The 13141-nt window shown below is 37.0% G+C and carries 15 protein-coding genes; 6 read left to right on the top strand and 9 right to left on the bottom strand.

Going from position 1 to position 13141, the window contains the following annotated elements; genetic code table 11:
• Positions 1-132 precede the first annotated feature (132 nt).
• Positions 133-504, top strand: coding sequence for a helix-turn-helix domain-containing protein (locus JOC86_RS13650; RefSeq protein WP_205173405.1), 372 nt, complete (start codon positions 133-135; stop codon positions 502-504).
• 220 nt (positions 505-724) lie between these two features.
• On the opposite strand, the gene JOC86_RS13645 is transcribed toward JOC86_RS13650, so the two are convergent.
• Entirely contained in the window at positions 725-1897 is a 1173-nt protein-coding gene (locus tag JOC86_RS13645; RefSeq protein WP_205173402.1) for an aminotransferase, read from the bottom strand.
• Positions 1897-2397, bottom strand: coding sequence for an Lrp/AsnC family transcriptional regulator (locus JOC86_RS13640; protein WP_205173400.1), 501 nt, complete (start codon positions 2395-2397; stop codon positions 1897-1899). The genes JOC86_RS13645 and JOC86_RS13640 overlap by 1 nt, the downstream gene beginning before the upstream one ends.
• 142 nt (positions 2398-2539) lie before the next feature.
• Here JOC86_RS13640 and JOC86_RS13635 point away from each other — a divergent pair, with 142 nt between their 5' ends.
• On the top strand, positions 2540-3397 hold the full coding sequence (locus tag JOC86_RS13635; RefSeq protein WP_205173398.1) for an alpha/beta fold hydrolase: 858 nt from the start codon (positions 2540-2542) through the stop codon (positions 3395-3397).
• 241 nt (positions 3398-3638) lie between these two features.
• Here the strand turns inward: JOC86_RS13635 and JOC86_RS13630 are convergent, their stop codons facing one another.
• The gene (locus JOC86_RS13630) at positions 3639-3905 is read right to left on the bottom strand and encodes a DUF1871 family protein (protein WP_205173396.1); all 267 of its coding nucleotides are present in this window, start codon (positions 3903-3905) and stop codon (positions 3639-3641) included.
• 170 nt (positions 3906-4075) lie between these two features.
• On the opposite strand from JOC86_RS13630, the gene JOC86_RS13625 reads away from it, so the two are divergent.
• The gene (locus tag JOC86_RS13625; RefSeq protein WP_205173395.1) at positions 4076-5239 is read left to right on the top strand and encodes a MalY/PatB family protein; all 1164 of its coding nucleotides are present in this window, start codon (positions 4076-4078) and stop codon (positions 5237-5239) included.
• 201 nt (positions 5240-5440) lie between these two features.
• Here JOC86_RS13625 and JOC86_RS13620 read toward each other — a convergent pair whose 3' ends face one another.
• The 3 genes from JOC86_RS13620 to JOC86_RS13610 all read right to left on the bottom strand — a co-directional run bounded on the left by JOC86_RS13620 (position 5441) and on the right by JOC86_RS13610 (position 7252).
• Entirely contained in the window at positions 5441-5974 is a 534-nt protein-coding gene (locus JOC86_RS13620) for a superoxide dismutase family protein (RefSeq protein WP_205173393.1), read from the bottom strand.
• 74 nt (positions 5975-6048) lie between these two features.
• Positions 6049-6255 carry a hypothetical protein gene (locus tag JOC86_RS13615; protein ID WP_205173391.1) on the bottom strand — a complete coding sequence of 69 codons (207 nt, stop codon included), beginning with the start codon at positions 6253-6255 and terminating at the stop codon, positions 6049-6051.
• 286 nt (positions 6256-6541) lie between these two features.
• The gene (locus JOC86_RS13610) at positions 6542-7252 is read right to left on the bottom strand and encodes a peptidylprolyl isomerase (protein WP_205173389.1); all 711 of its coding nucleotides are present in this window, start codon (positions 7250-7252) and stop codon (positions 6542-6544) included.
• Positions 7253-7345: 93 nt separating this feature from the next.
• Here JOC86_RS13610 and kapB point away from each other — a divergent pair, with 93 nt between their 5' ends.
• Positions 7346-7744: a kinase-associated lipoprotein KapB gene (gene kapB, locus JOC86_RS13605; RefSeq protein WP_205173387.1), complete on the top strand. Its 399-nt coding sequence runs from the start codon at positions 7346-7348 to the stop codon at positions 7742-7744.
• Positions 7745-7781: 37 nt separating this feature from the next.
• Here kapB and kapD read toward each other — a convergent pair whose 3' ends face one another.
• Positions 7782-8402 (bottom strand): 3'-5' exonuclease KapD, encoded by a 621-nt coding sequence (gene kapD, locus JOC86_RS13600; RefSeq protein WP_205173385.1) that lies wholly within the window; start codon positions 8400-8402, stop codon positions 7782-7784.
• A gap of 260 nt (positions 8403-8662) precedes the next feature.
• Here kapD and JOC86_RS13595 point away from each other — a divergent pair, with 260 nt between their 5' ends.
• Positions 8663-9877, top strand: coding sequence for an MFS transporter (locus JOC86_RS13595; RefSeq protein ID WP_205173531.1), 1215 nt, complete (start codon positions 8663-8665; stop codon positions 9875-9877).
• A 53-nt stretch (positions 9878-9930) separates the two neighbouring features.
• Positions 9931-11781, top strand: coding sequence for a transglycosylase domain-containing protein (locus JOC86_RS13590; protein ID WP_205173383.1), 1851 nt, complete (start codon positions 9931-9933; stop codon positions 11779-11781).
• A 355-nt stretch (positions 11782-12136) separates the two neighbouring features.
• On the opposite strand, the gene JOC86_RS13585 is transcribed toward JOC86_RS13590, so the two are convergent.
• Together JOC86_RS13585 and JOC86_RS13580 are read right to left on the bottom strand one after the other, a co-directional pair.
• Positions 12137-12712, bottom strand: a complete 576-nt coding sequence (locus JOC86_RS13585) for a DUF5366 family protein (protein ID WP_205173381.1) — start codon at positions 12710-12712, stop codon at positions 12137-12139.
• A gap of 109 nt (positions 12713-12821) precedes the next feature.
• On the bottom strand, positions 12822-13052 hold the full coding sequence (locus JOC86_RS13580; protein ID WP_205173379.1) for a hypothetical protein: 231 nt from the start codon (positions 13050-13052) through the stop codon (positions 12822-12824).
• Positions 13053-13141 lie beyond the last annotated feature (89 nt).

Here is a 13141-nt window from a genome sequence, read left to right as displayed (position 1 = left end):
ACTCTATTCATGAGTAATGGTTCTTAAAGATTGTGAAACATTTAACATAATGTTCACGATTACATGAATTAATTCCCAATTATAAATGGTAAAATAATAGATAAGAATCGAACAATATTAGGGAGGGGTTTTATGTCTCACTTTGGTCAGCATTTATTGCAGTACCGGAAACAAAGAAAAATGAGTCAGCAAGAACTTGCGTTAAAAACTCGACTAGGAAGTCAAACAATCGAAAAGTATGAATCTGGCTTACAGCTACCCGATACACAAACCATCTTAAAGCTCTCTACTGTCTTAGATATTCCTGCATCCGAGCTTCTTGAAAAGGAATATCAGGACTCCCCACCTTTACATCTTGACCCAGAAATTGAACAGCTTGTTAATGAAATTGGAACGAAAAAAGCAAAGCTTATCCTTAGAAAAGCGAAGGAATTTTCTGAAGAAGACTTTTTAAGAGTGATGCAAATGCTCTACAAAATTAAATATGAGGAAAAAAGTTTATAAAAATATAATTTTTTTAAAAGATTTTTTAAAATAAAGGTATAAAAACTCAAGAAACGGGTAATCCTTAAAATATGCTTTCTAAGTATTCCCCCTTTTGTTTTTGTACTTTGGGATTGGCCAAAATGGTCAATCCCCTTTTTATTGCTTTAAAGTATTGAGGGACGGTTCTCGAGCGCGTTAACGTATTAACGCATTCGAGAACCGTCCCTCATTATGTTAACTAGATTTTCTTTTCTACGAATTTTTTGATTCGTTTTACGGCTTCTTGTAGTTGTTCCATGGAGGTTGCGTAGGAGCAGCGGATATGTCCTTCTCCTCCTTTCCCAAAGACGTTTCCAGGAACAACGGCCACTTTTTGTTCCAAAAGTAATTGTTCTGCAAATTGCTCAGAGCTTAGCCCCGTTGCTTCTATAGATGGGAAAGCGTAAAAGGCTCCCCCAGGAGTATGGCAACTTAAGCCCAGCTCATTCAATGACGTCACAAAATAGTTTCGTCGCAGATGATAGCTTCTCTTCATTTCAGCCACGTCTCCCATACCATTTACTAAAGCCTCTAATGCTCCAAATTGGGCTGGTGTAGGCGCACACATCATGGAATACTGATGAATTTTCAACATCGCTTTTGAGATCTCAGCTGGAGCACAGAGAAACCCCAATCTCCATCCTGTCATCGCAAATCCTTTGGAGAATCCATTAACAAGAATTGTCCGTTCCCTCATTTCCTCAAGGGCTGCAACAGATACATGTTGGTCATCATAGGCTAATTCAGCATAGATCTCATCTGATATGACAAGTAAATCATTTTCTTTAATGACATCTGTTAATCCCTCTAAATCTTCTTTTGTAAGCAGAGTTCCAGTTGGATTGTTTGGAGAACAAAGAAGAACGGCCTTCGTTTTCGGAGTAATCGCTTCTTTAAGCTCTGAAGCTTGAAGTTTAAAGCCATTTTCCGGCTTTGTTTCAACTGTTACAGCGACTCCACCAGCCAATTGAACTAGAGGAACATAAGAAACAAAACTTGGCTCAACAACAATGACTTCATCCCCGGGATCAATGATGGCTCTTAGTGCTAAATCAATCGCTTGACTCGCCCCCACAGTAACAATGACTTCTTCACGCCAATCATATTTAACACCAAACCCTATTTCCATATATTTCGTAATCTCTTCCCGTAATTCAGCTAGCCCAGCATTGGCAGTATAGGAGGTATATCCTTGTTCTAAAGAAAGGATAGCAGCTTCTCTTACTGTCCACGATGTGACAAAATCAGGTTCCCCCACACCAAGAGAAATAACTCCCTCCATATTAGCGGCTAAGTCGAAAAATTTACGAATCCCTGATGGTTTAAGATTTTCTACGTTCTTTGATAAGTAATGCTTCGTTTTTGTTTTCATTACGGAGACACCACAATTCTTTTATCTTCTTGGTCATGATTAAAAATGGTTCCATCATGTTTATATTTTTTCAATTGAAAATGGGTCGTTGTCGAAATAACCGAGTCAATGGTTGATAACTTTTCAGATACAAACCGGGCTACTTCATTCATGGAATGACCCACAACCGTCACTGAAAGGTCATAGGCTCCAGACATTAAATACACAGATTGAACCTCTTTATATCGATAAATTCGTTGTGCCACTTCATTAAAGCCGACCCCTCGTTTAGGAGTAACCTTTACATCTATCATTGCTGTAACACCTTCATGTCCAGCTACTTTAGACCAATCAATAATGGATGTATAACGGACAAGAATTTGTTGTGCTTCCAGCTTCTCGATCATGCTTTGAACTTCCCCTTCACTTATCTCAATCATTTTACTGATCGTTTCAATTGAAGCCCTAGCGTCTTGTTCGAGGATATGTAAAATATTTAGCTCTTTTTCATTTAGCTGCATGTTGTGCCCTCCTCTATGGTCGATTTAAAACTCTTTTATTATAACAAAACTGAATACTTTTAGAGCTAAAATGATGAAAAAAAGGTGTTTTTTTGCTTCTTCCGGGTAGAATACAAATACGGAAAAAACAGGAGTGATGGTCATGTCAGATAAGGATACAACGTATCGAGTAAACGTCAATGGGGTCGATGTATTCTATGAATATTATCGCCATCCTTATGCAAAAGAAACCTTTGTTTTATTACATGGATTTTTATCTTCCACCTTTAGTTTTCGTCATTTAACACCGTTATTAAAGCAGGATTTCAATGTGATTTCAATTGACCTTCCCCCATTTGGCAATAGCGAAAAGAGTAATAAGTTCATCTATTCCTACGAAAACCTAGGGAAAACCGTTATAAAGCTTCTTGACCAGCTTAATCTTCAAGATATTTATCTCGCTGGTCACTCAATGGGTGGGCAAATTGCCCTTAATATTATGAAAATGAAGCCAGACCTCGTCCAAAAAGGCATCTTGCTTTGTAGCTCAGGTTACCTGAAAAGGATGAAATGGCATGTATCGATGTTAAGTTATATTCCATTTTTCCATTTATATATAAAGCTCTGGCTGACAAGATCAGGTGTAAGAAAAAACCTTGAAAACGTCGTTCATGATATTCAAATGATAAACGATGAAATGATGTTCGGCTATTTAAAACCTTTTTTGGATGATGATATTTTCAAAGCATTAACAAGAATGATACGGGATAGAGAAGGAGATTTAACGGTACCGGATTTAAAAGAGATCCAAACACCATGCTTACTTATTTGGGGGAAGCACGATCGAGTCGTTCCATTAAATGTAGGAGAACGTTTGAAAAAAGATCTGCCAAATTCCCAAATGATTGTGTTAGATGAAACAGGTCACCTTGTACCAGAAGAAAAGCCTGAGGAAGTGAAACAGCATATACTTTCCTTTATACAGGGAAACAATAAGGTTTTAGAAGGACAGCCAGGGTAAGCTGTCCTTTTTATAAGGCTGTTTTCGCTAAGTTTGTTGTTTCTAGGAATAAACAGTGGGCCGTTCCTTTTCGCTACAGGCACTTACTTTCCACGGGGAGGAAGTCGAACCTCCTCGACGTTTCCTCTGTGGGGTCTCGACTTTTCCTCTACATCCCGCAGGAGTCAAGTGCCTTCCGCTCCAATCCACTCTACGTTTTCAATGTTGCTAAAATCAACAATCTTTTAGAAAAGAGCCTAACTTATAAACTACAGCTGCCAGTATTTTTGATTTCAATCAATTTATAAGCCACCTTTAAACAGCTCTCCATCGGAATCCATTCTTCAAAAGAAAACTCATAAATTTCTTGAATTTTTTTCGCCAGCTCATTAGGATGATCCATTCTGTGAACGGCTGCAATACTGTCGGCAATTTCCGTATCGTAGCCTTCCTTACCAATGGAAAAAGGGTCCCATTCTTGTAATGTTATAAACAGCATTTCATTCGTTGCTCTCATATTTTGTTCCATATTGTTCACCCAACTTCTTGTTTTATCTCAATTTTTTCATAACAAAATAAGAATACTTTTATCTATTCATAACAAGAATTCGAAAAGCCTTAAAATAAAAGACAGATTATTTTATTCTGACGCCCTATTATCTTATCATATATGTAACGAATGAAAAGGATGGTGTTTTGATGAATGACTTCCATTATGAAATTAAACGAGAAGGAACCAATTCTGTAAAATGGGATTTAAGAAAAACCATTTTTGGAAAAGAGGATGTACTTCCTATGTGGGTGGCAGATATGGACTTTGCTCCACCACCAATGGTCATAAAAGAATTAGAAAAACGACTGGAACATGGAATTTTCGGATATACCTTCATCGGCGAACGAACAGCATCCTCTATTCAAAATTGGTTGCATACACGACATAATTGGAGTATAGAAACAGATTCACTTCTATATAGTCCAGGAGTAGTTCCGGCTATTGCAACCATCATTCAAGCACATACACAGCCAAATGACCGTATAATGCTCCAGTCTCCTGTTTACACACCTTTTTTTAATATGGTAGAAGCCAATCAACGTGTAGTGGAAAATTGTCCACTCGTCTTAAATAAAGGTTACTACGAAATCGATTTTGAAGCATTCGAAAAATCCCTTCAAAACGGGGTAAAATTATTTTTATTATGCAATCCACATAATCCGAGTGGACGTGTATGGACAAAAGATGAATTAATGAAAATCGCAGAGCTTTGTCTAAAATATGATGTTCAAATTGTCTCAGATGAGATCCATTCCGATCTTGTATTTTCTCCCCATAAGCATGTTCCGATTGCATCTTTAGATAAGAAATATGAAAACATAACCATTACGCTTATGGCTCCAAGTAAAACCTTTAATCTTGCAGGATTACAAGCTTCCTTTATGGTTATCCCTAATAAACATTCTCGGAAAAAAATCGAAGAAGCTCAAAAGCGGCAAGGTTTTTTCACTCTTGGGACCTTTGGAATAGCCGGAATGGAAGCCGCTTATGAGTTCGGAGAAAATTGGCTGGAAAGCTTACTTGAGTATGTAAAAGAAAATATTGAGCTAACTAAAAAATTTATTACTAGCGAAATTCCACAATTAGAAGTTGTTGAACCTGAGGGAACTTACTTAATCTGGATCGATTGTAGAAACACTGGTTATGACGATAAAGAAATTGCCTCACGTTTACTTGAAAAAGGCAAGCTTGCCCTCGAGCCTGGGCCAAAATACGGACCCGGGGGAGAAGGATTTGTGAGAATGAACATTGCTTGTCCGAGGAATATGCTTCTTGAAGGATTAGATCGTTTAAAACGGTCATTTGAATAGGCTGATACTTAAAAGATTGTTGTTCTTAAGAACATAAATTTTTGTAAAAAGGTTGATTGGAGCGGAAACCAACCCCTTTTCAAGTAACAACATTGTTTACGAAAACAGTCATTGAAAAATTAAATAAACCCTTATCTGCTTGAATATAAAAATAGCTGATCTAACATCTTCAAGGAATGTCCAGATCAGCTTTTTATCTAGTTAATTTGATTTTTTATTATTCGTAATCTCACCGCAAGCAATTCTTTTTCCTGATTCACCTGTTGGTTGTGACATACCGTCATCCTTCTCTTCTGTTATAACAATGCTTGTTCCTTCTTTTGTGAAAAGAGAGGTCTTGCCTTTTGACATGGTTACTAACGGTGCCATGATCTTTACTTTAACGGTACTATCATCTTTTACAATCAGATTAGGCAAATCACCCGCATGCGCTCCTTTCGGGTGCATTAATCCATGCTTTTTATTGTCCGGATTAAAATGGTTTCCTGCCGATTCAAAATCTGGTGGTTCACATTTACCCTTTTCATGGATATGGATACCATGCTCACCTGGCGGTAAACCTTCAAGGTTAATATCAAGCTCGACTCCTGACGCTTGCTCTTGAAGTGTTATAGTCCCTAATGAATCGCCAACATCGTTTTTGATGTCAACCTCCGCTTTTTTGGGGTTTTCAATTGCACATGCTTGTAAAAAAATAATGGCAATCGGAACGACAAGATAAGTGCGAATCCTCATAATGATTGTCCTCCAACTCTGTAAGTATCTTTCTCATTTTTACCTTTGTCAGAGGTTTTTATAACAGCAATCCTTTATGAGTCTTCTTTTGGAGGTCGAATGCTTGCCTCTTCTTCTTGTCTCCTTGTTTTTAACTCCTCTTTTTTCGACGCTCTTATAATCAAACGGAAGGTTAACACAGCAGCTATCGCAAAAATGGTAAATGAAATAACAGCTGGAATGTACTCCATTTTATCTTCAGGAAAATAGAGAAATAAATTTAATATGTAGGAAAAATGCATGCTTGACTCCTTTCAAAAACCAACCACTTTATTGCCTATTATAACAATAGGGATGAACATACTCCATTAGAATACGAATGAATCCGTTACAATTCGGTGACGTACGAAAAAATTAATCACATACAAAGATAATCTCTTCCAAAGTGCATTTAAAAAACGGGACCGCCCAAAAACAAAGGTGTCAGTACCCGTAACTTCCCTATATAGAAGAATCCTCATGATATCTTCTATATAGGGAGAATCATAGTGGTTCCGGACCCTTAAGGAAAGCCCGCTCAACTTACATTTATTTTTTCACAATCTCAATTTTCTCGATTACAACATCCTCTACAGGTTTATCCCCTTCACCCGTTTCAACATTTGCAATCTTATCAACAATATCCATTCCTTCGATTACTTGGCCAAATACGGTATGTTTATTATCAAGATGAGGTGTGCCGCCTTTTTCCATGTAGGCATTAACAATTTCTTCAGGGAAACCTGCCTCTTCCATTTGAGTCTTCAGTGATTCATCAACGGAAGAATTTTGGACGATGAAGAATTGACTGCCATTTGTATCAGGTCCAGCGTTCGCCATCGATAGAGCACCACGAAGATTGTATAATTCTTTTGAGAATTCATCCTCAAATGGTTCTCCCCAAATACTTTCACCGCCTGTTCCGGTACCACCCGGATCTCCACCTTGAATCATGAAGTCTTTAATGACACGGTGGAAAGTGACACCTTCGTAATAGCCTTCTTTACTATGAGTAATGAAGTTTTCAACCGTTTTTGGAGCATGGTCTGGAAACAACTTTATTTTGATATCTCCCATATTCGTTTTCATTACAACGGCCTTCTCATTTTCTAGAACTTCATTGGTAAGCTGTGGATATGTTACATCCTCTTTTTGACTACCGTTAGATTCATTTTCTCCCTTGTTTTGATCAGACTGACCACAGGCTGTTATCACAACAGAAATGAGCATGATAAAAAATAGATATGTAAAGCGCTTCATTTTCTCCCCTCCACATGTTAACTTTGAACTATACTTATCTTGTCTATTTTTTCATTTTACTAAAAAGTTGGCAAGAAGAAGGAGAGGTATTTCATGTCTGAACTTAAAAAGGGGAATATAGTCACAGCTCTTTACAAGACTGGAAAATATATTGGTGAGATTACAGAAACTAGGTCACACCATTTTGTCGTCAAAATTCTAGCTGTTCTAAAACACCCTCGACAAGGTGATCTACACCATCCGAAAGATGTTGATGTTCCGCTGTTCCATGAGCGAAAAGCTCTTGCCTATACAGAGAGAGCCAATATTCCACTAAAAATGGTAAAGCCTTACGATGGTGAGATAGATAATTATCATCTTTCACTAAAAAAAGCTTTTGCCGAATTAAAAAGGGAGCTTACAAAAGAGAGTACCCCGTATTCCGATAAAAGCTTACAGGCATTAAATGGTGTTCAAAAAGAATATGAACTGATGTATTCGATAAAAATGTAAACAAAAAACCCAACCTTAAATAATGAGTGTTGGGTTTTCATGCTAATTGATTAAAAAGTTTCGATAAATCGATTCGTTCTCCGATCGTTGGAGGTGTCGCTTTTTCAAGATACTTTTTATCTTTTTCCACAAGCTTGTAAATATGATAAGTTGTAAGAGCATCATCTAATGCTTTATGATGATTTCCAACACCATCACGTCCGTATTCTTGAACAGCCTTCCACAAGCCTGTTTGATTTTGATCCCCAAAAAACTTCTTATATTCCATCGATAAATCGATAAACTCCCCAACTAGTGGAAATTCAATTCCCTGCTTTTTGCAATTATCCCGCAACACCTTCATATCCATATTACCCCAAGTTACCACTTTATTTTTCCCATGTTGATTCATTTCAGCGAAATATTGAATTAGATTAGTAAATGAAATACCTTGATCTACCTGTTCTTGTTTAATGGATAGAAACTTTTTACAGCGTGTTGTCAATTTAGGAAATGCTGTTGGTTTAACGTACGAAGAAAACTTTTCCATCACCTCATTATTTTGGACAACGACAATTCCTGCTTCAATAATCTCTGGATAAAAATGTTTCGGTGTTCGACTACGTTCCGGCATTGAAAATTCAAAGTCAATAAAGATCAATTGTTTTCCTTTTAACAAAATACTCCCTCCTGTTTGACTTCAGGTAGTACCGTCCAACCCTATCAAAAAATAGGAATCGTGCCTCTTATTAAAATATTATATCACCTTATTGTGAAGAATTATGATTTATTTATAGAATTTTTAGAAAAATCACCCCAATTTATCATACTTTACAAAATGAATATTTAGTAAATCGAAGTATTATTCGGTATAATGGGGAATGTAATGTTCACTCATAAGGACATATTTTATTTAAATTTATAAAGAAGGTGTCTCCTATCTCAATTGAAAAAAGAAACCTTGTCATCATGTGGTTTGCAAATTTTTTAGTGGCAGCAAGTGCAACAATGGTTTTACCTTTCATCTCACTTTATATTGAAACCTTTGGAAATTATGACGATGCATTTGTCCAAAGATGGTCCGGTTTTATATTTGGGATTACATTTCTAGTCGCGTTTTTTGTCTCTCCAATTTGGGGAAGGATCGGGGATAGATTTGGCTTTAAACCAATTCTCCTCGTTACTGGTTATGGTATTGCTTTATCTATTTTTCTCATGGGGTTTGTAGACTCTGTTCTTGGTCTGTTCTTTTTACGGATGGCCATGGGAGCCGTAACCGGTTTTATTCCAACGTCGCTTGCCCTCATCTCTTCCCAGACACCAAAGGAAATCGCCGGGAAAACATTAGGAACGCTACAAATGGGGACTGTTTCTGGAGGGCTTTTTGGTCCAGTGTTGGGAGGGTTAATGGCGGATACATTTGGGTTCTCATATACCTTTATCGTTACTTCCATTGCGATCTCCTTAGCCGCTACTGGCGTTTTAATAGGAATTGTAGAAAAAAGGGGAGGAGCATCCACAGCTAAGAAAAAACATTATACGAGAAAAGAAGTTTTTACCCACATCCTGAAACATAAATTACTGTTAACCATTATGATTCTTTCAATGGTGATACAAATTGCAAACTTCAGTATACAGCCGTTGCTTGCTTTATATGTTGATGAATTAACATCGACTAGTAATCTAGCATTTCTTGCAGGGTTAGCTTTTTCAGCCACTGGGTTCGGGAATCTGCTTGTCACTCGACAATGGGGAAAGCTTGGAGATGAAATCGGATATGAAAAAGTATTATCGATTCTTTTGGTTTTAGCAGCCATTTTTATTATCCCTCAAGCATTAGCAGAACAGCTTTGGCACCTCGTTCTTTTCAGATTTTTATTCGGGATGGCGATTGGTGGAATGATCCCATGTGCAACTGCTTATATTCGACAGGAAGCCCCCCTTTCCATGCAGGGTGAAGTACTAGGGTACAACCAAAGCTTTCGTTTTCTTGGAAACGTTATTGGACCTGTATTTGGAGGAGTAATGTCTGGATTTATTGGCATCTCTTCCGTCTTCTACGTGACAGCAGCTTTATTCCTTTGTGCTTTCGGTTTACTGTGGTGGAGCCTTAAACATTCAACTGAGAGAAATAGGTTAAAAGAAAACTATTAATTGCCGAAAATAAGGATAGGAACTTAAAACCACCTTAAGAAGAGTTGAAATTTATGAGAACGATTAGCGGATATATTTTGATTTGTACATTGTTTACGATTTTCATAACCGTTTTGTTTGGAGCAAGCTCTGAAGTTCAAAAAGTGCAGGGCTTCAATAAAGCACTTAATCAAGCTGTAAATGAAGATAAGCTCAATATTAAGAAAACAAGTTTACTACTTGATGCAAATGGTCAAGTTTTCTCAGAAATGAACCGTCCCTTCCGTCTTTATGTAGAGAATGAGGATATTCCGTCATTCGCCAAGGATTTACTTGTGATTACAGAAGATCGGAATTTTTATGAACATGTCGGATTTGATGCTGGGGCCATCATTCGCGCTTTAGTGAAGAACCTTGTTTTTACACATATTCAACAAGGCGGAAGCACGATTACACAGCAGCTAGCCCGTAACTTGTACTTAGGACAGGAAAAAACGTATAACCGGAAACTAACAGAGTTGTTTTACTCCTATGAAATTGAGAAATCCTTTTCAAAGGATGAAATTATGGAGCTTTATTTAAACGTCATCTATTTTAGCAATGGTATCTATGGTGTTGAAACCGCATCCCAGTATTATTTTAATCAAAATCTACAGGATTTGAATAAAGCGGAACTTTCGTTTATTTTGGCAATACCAAATAATCCTAATAAATACGATCCACTCGAACATTTCGACAAAGCAAAGGAAAGACAGGAAAGATTATTGGACTTGTTAGAACAAGAAGGTACGATTACGGCACAAGAGTCCAAGAAAATAAAAAATACGCCAATCAAATTAAAGATAAGAAAGAAAATCGATCAATATCCTGATTATGCCGTATATGCTGAGCATGAATTAAGCCAATTAATCGCTCATTCTGAAGGCTTTGATAAAAAAATAAAACAAGCAAATACGCAAGAAGAAAAATTAAAAATGGAACATCAGCTAGATAAACGGGTAAATGAGGTCGTTCAATCAGGTATCATGATTCATACTGCCCTTCAGCCTTCCATGCAACAGAAAAGTATAGAAGCTTTGAATAACTCACTAGTCTATGAGGGTGTTGAAGGTGCGACGGTAACAATCAACAACAAATCAAGAAAAATTGTTGCCATTACTGGCGGAAAACATTATCAGAAGTATAATTTTCACCATGCCTATCAAGCCGTTAGACAGCCTGGATCTGTGATCAAGCCGCTATTAGTATACGGCCCATACATTGAAGAATACCAACCTTCTATTTACGAGACTATTAATGCTAATTCCTATTGTGTCTCGAATTATTGCCCAGAGAATTACGGTGGAAGGCAATACGGTCAAGTCACGATTAATCAAGCCTTTAAAGAATCCTACAACACGCCTGCTCTTAGATTGTTCGAAAAAACAGGAATAACTAAGGCGTTCGAAACATTAAACTTGTTTGATTTTGAAAATGTTCAGCTAAAAGATCAAACCTATGCAGCAGCTGTTGGGGGATTTACTTATGGAATGTCTCCTTTAGAGTTAACCGATGCCTACACTTCCTTTGTTAACGGGAGCTATTTAAAGTCACATGCGATTATTAAGGTAACCGACAGGAAAGGGAAAGTACTTTATGAATGGAAAGACCCTTCTATTCAAGTGTGGTCACCTCAAACTACCGAAAAAATGAGGAAAATGCTAAACTTTGCAGCCGTTACCGGTACTGGAGAACCAGCTTATGTATCCAAACCATACGTCGGCATCAAAACCGGTACAACCAACAACTATAACGACTATTGGGTAATGGGCTTAACCGATCAATACACAACCGGTGTATGGGTCGGGCATGACATCCCTAAAAGCATGGAAGCCATTGAACGATACCGACCTAGTCATCGCATTTGGAAGTGGATTATGAAATAAAGTTGATCGCTCTAGGATCATGATGGAATGATAGGTATATTTCCCCCTCTTCTAATTAAGACAAAAATCCTTAAAATGAAAGCAGGGCAAGAAAAACTTTTCGTTTTTCTTGCCCTGCTTTTTTAACGTATTGAAATTAGACCTATCTTAGCTTGTTTGAAATTTATCAAATATTGTCGAGAAATCGATAAACACCAAATAGTTGAGAATAAATCAACTAAAGTCGAAAATAAAACAGCAAAAGTTGAGAATAAAATTCCCTCGGAGCCCTTTTTCAAGAGTCTATGACCTAATATTTTTCTTATTAGAGATGGCTTGATTTTAAAAACAACTACATTAGCTGAACATGGTGTCTTTATAGTTCTACTTGTGACATGATTGGCAGGCTGGCCATGATGCCGTTGTATAGTTTTAAGAACACGAGGATAATGCTTAAGAATAGTAAAGACCATGTAATGACTTGAAAGAATACAATCCCTATGGCCCCAGCCTTTGTTAGAGATGGTGAAATTTTTGTAACAAAGTAAATAAAGTATACGAATGATGTCAGTGCAAAGATAATGAGCAGCCCTAAAAAGGATTTGAGACTTGCAACAGATGCAAGAGATCCAAAAAAATAAATCATTTTCCCGGACCGGACCGATTTTAAGATTTCACCTTCTGAATCCTTAGAGAAAAATAAAAGTGACAATTCGTTTATCGTCTCGGCAATTAATTTTAAAGCAGCAAAAACCATGAAGAAAACGACCATCAGAAGGATCAGGATTAAGAATTTAAGTTCCATATTGGAAAGAAATTCTCTCATACCAGGATAGACACCAATTTTTTTAAAAAGGTCTATAAATACTTCAACACCATAAACAGAAAAAGTTAAGCTAAATAATAAAATCGAAAACAGGGGTAAATAACCGGTTAAATAGGCATTTCTCACAGAAAGTCTCTCCTACTAATTTAAAAACTTTGGGAACATAAAAAAAGATGGAGCATTCCCCATCTTTACTCTACACTGTAATTTTAGAAAATCAATACCCTTAAGAATTCTACCGTACAATTCGTATATATTCTCTTGGTTTGAAGGGTTCCATGACAGGTGCTGGTTCCATATCACTATTCCCCTCAGTATTTACATTTCTTAAAAAGTTTTGTTGTCCTTCTCTTTCTATTTTAGTGATCTTGTTCATTCGGTTATTCTTTGCATTTTCATGTATGAACCATGCACTTATAAATAAAATTGAAAAGATCATAATAGAAATGGTCAATTTCGTACGCACTGGATTTCACCACCTAGCAATAGTATGTACGAAATTTGGAAAGACTATTCGTAAACCTCTATTTACTAGATCGTTTCAAAAAAATTTTT

Source organism: Rossellomorea pakistanensis, assembly GCF_016908495.1.
GTDB lineage: Bacteria > Bacillota > Bacilli > Bacillales > Bacillaceae_B > Rossellomorea > Rossellomorea pakistanensis.
Note: the sequence above shows the minus strand (reverse complement) of the source record. Positions and strands in the feature narration are given on the sequence as shown.

Excerpts from the sequence above, each read along its gene's own strand:
- JOC86_RS13650 (WP_205173405.1), top strand. The coding sequence starts at position 133 with ATGTCTCACTTTGGTCAGCATTTATTGCAGTACCGGAAACAAAGAAAA.
- JOC86_RS13645 (WP_205173402.1), bottom strand. The coding sequence starts at position 1,897 with ATGAAAACAAAAACGAAGCATTACTTATCAAAGAACGTAGAAAATCTT.
- JOC86_RS13640 (WP_205173400.1), bottom strand. The coding sequence starts at position 2,397 with ATGCAGCTAAATGAAAAAGAGCTAAATATTTTACATATCCTCGAACAA.
- JOC86_RS13635 (WP_205173398.1), top strand. The coding sequence starts at position 2,540 with ATGTCAGATAAGGATACAACGTATCGAGTAAACGTCAATGGGGTCGAT.
- JOC86_RS13630 (WP_205173396.1), bottom strand. The coding sequence starts at position 3,905 with ATGGAACAAAATATGAGAGCAACGAATGAAATGCTGTTTATAACATTA.
- JOC86_RS13625 (WP_205173395.1), top strand. The coding sequence starts at position 4,076 with ATGAATGACTTCCATTATGAAATTAAACGAGAAGGAACCAATTCTGTA.
- JOC86_RS13620 (WP_205173393.1), bottom strand. The coding sequence starts at position 5,974 with ATGAGGATTCGCACTTATCTTGTCGTTCCGATTGCCATTATTTTTTTA.
- JOC86_RS13615 (WP_205173391.1), bottom strand. The coding sequence starts at position 6,255 with ATGCATTTTTCCTACATATTAAATTTATTTCTCTATTTTCCTGAAGAT.
- JOC86_RS13610 (WP_205173389.1), bottom strand. The coding sequence starts at position 7,252 with ATGAAGCGCTTTACATATCTATTTTTTATCATGCTCATTTCTGTTGTG.
- kapB (WP_205173387.1), top strand. The coding sequence starts at position 7,346 with ATGTCTGAACTTAAAAAGGGGAATATAGTCACAGCTCTTTACAAGACT.
- JOC86_RS13590 (WP_205173383.1), top strand. The coding sequence starts at position 9,931 with ATGAGAACGATTAGCGGATATATTTTGATTTGTACATTGTTTACGATT.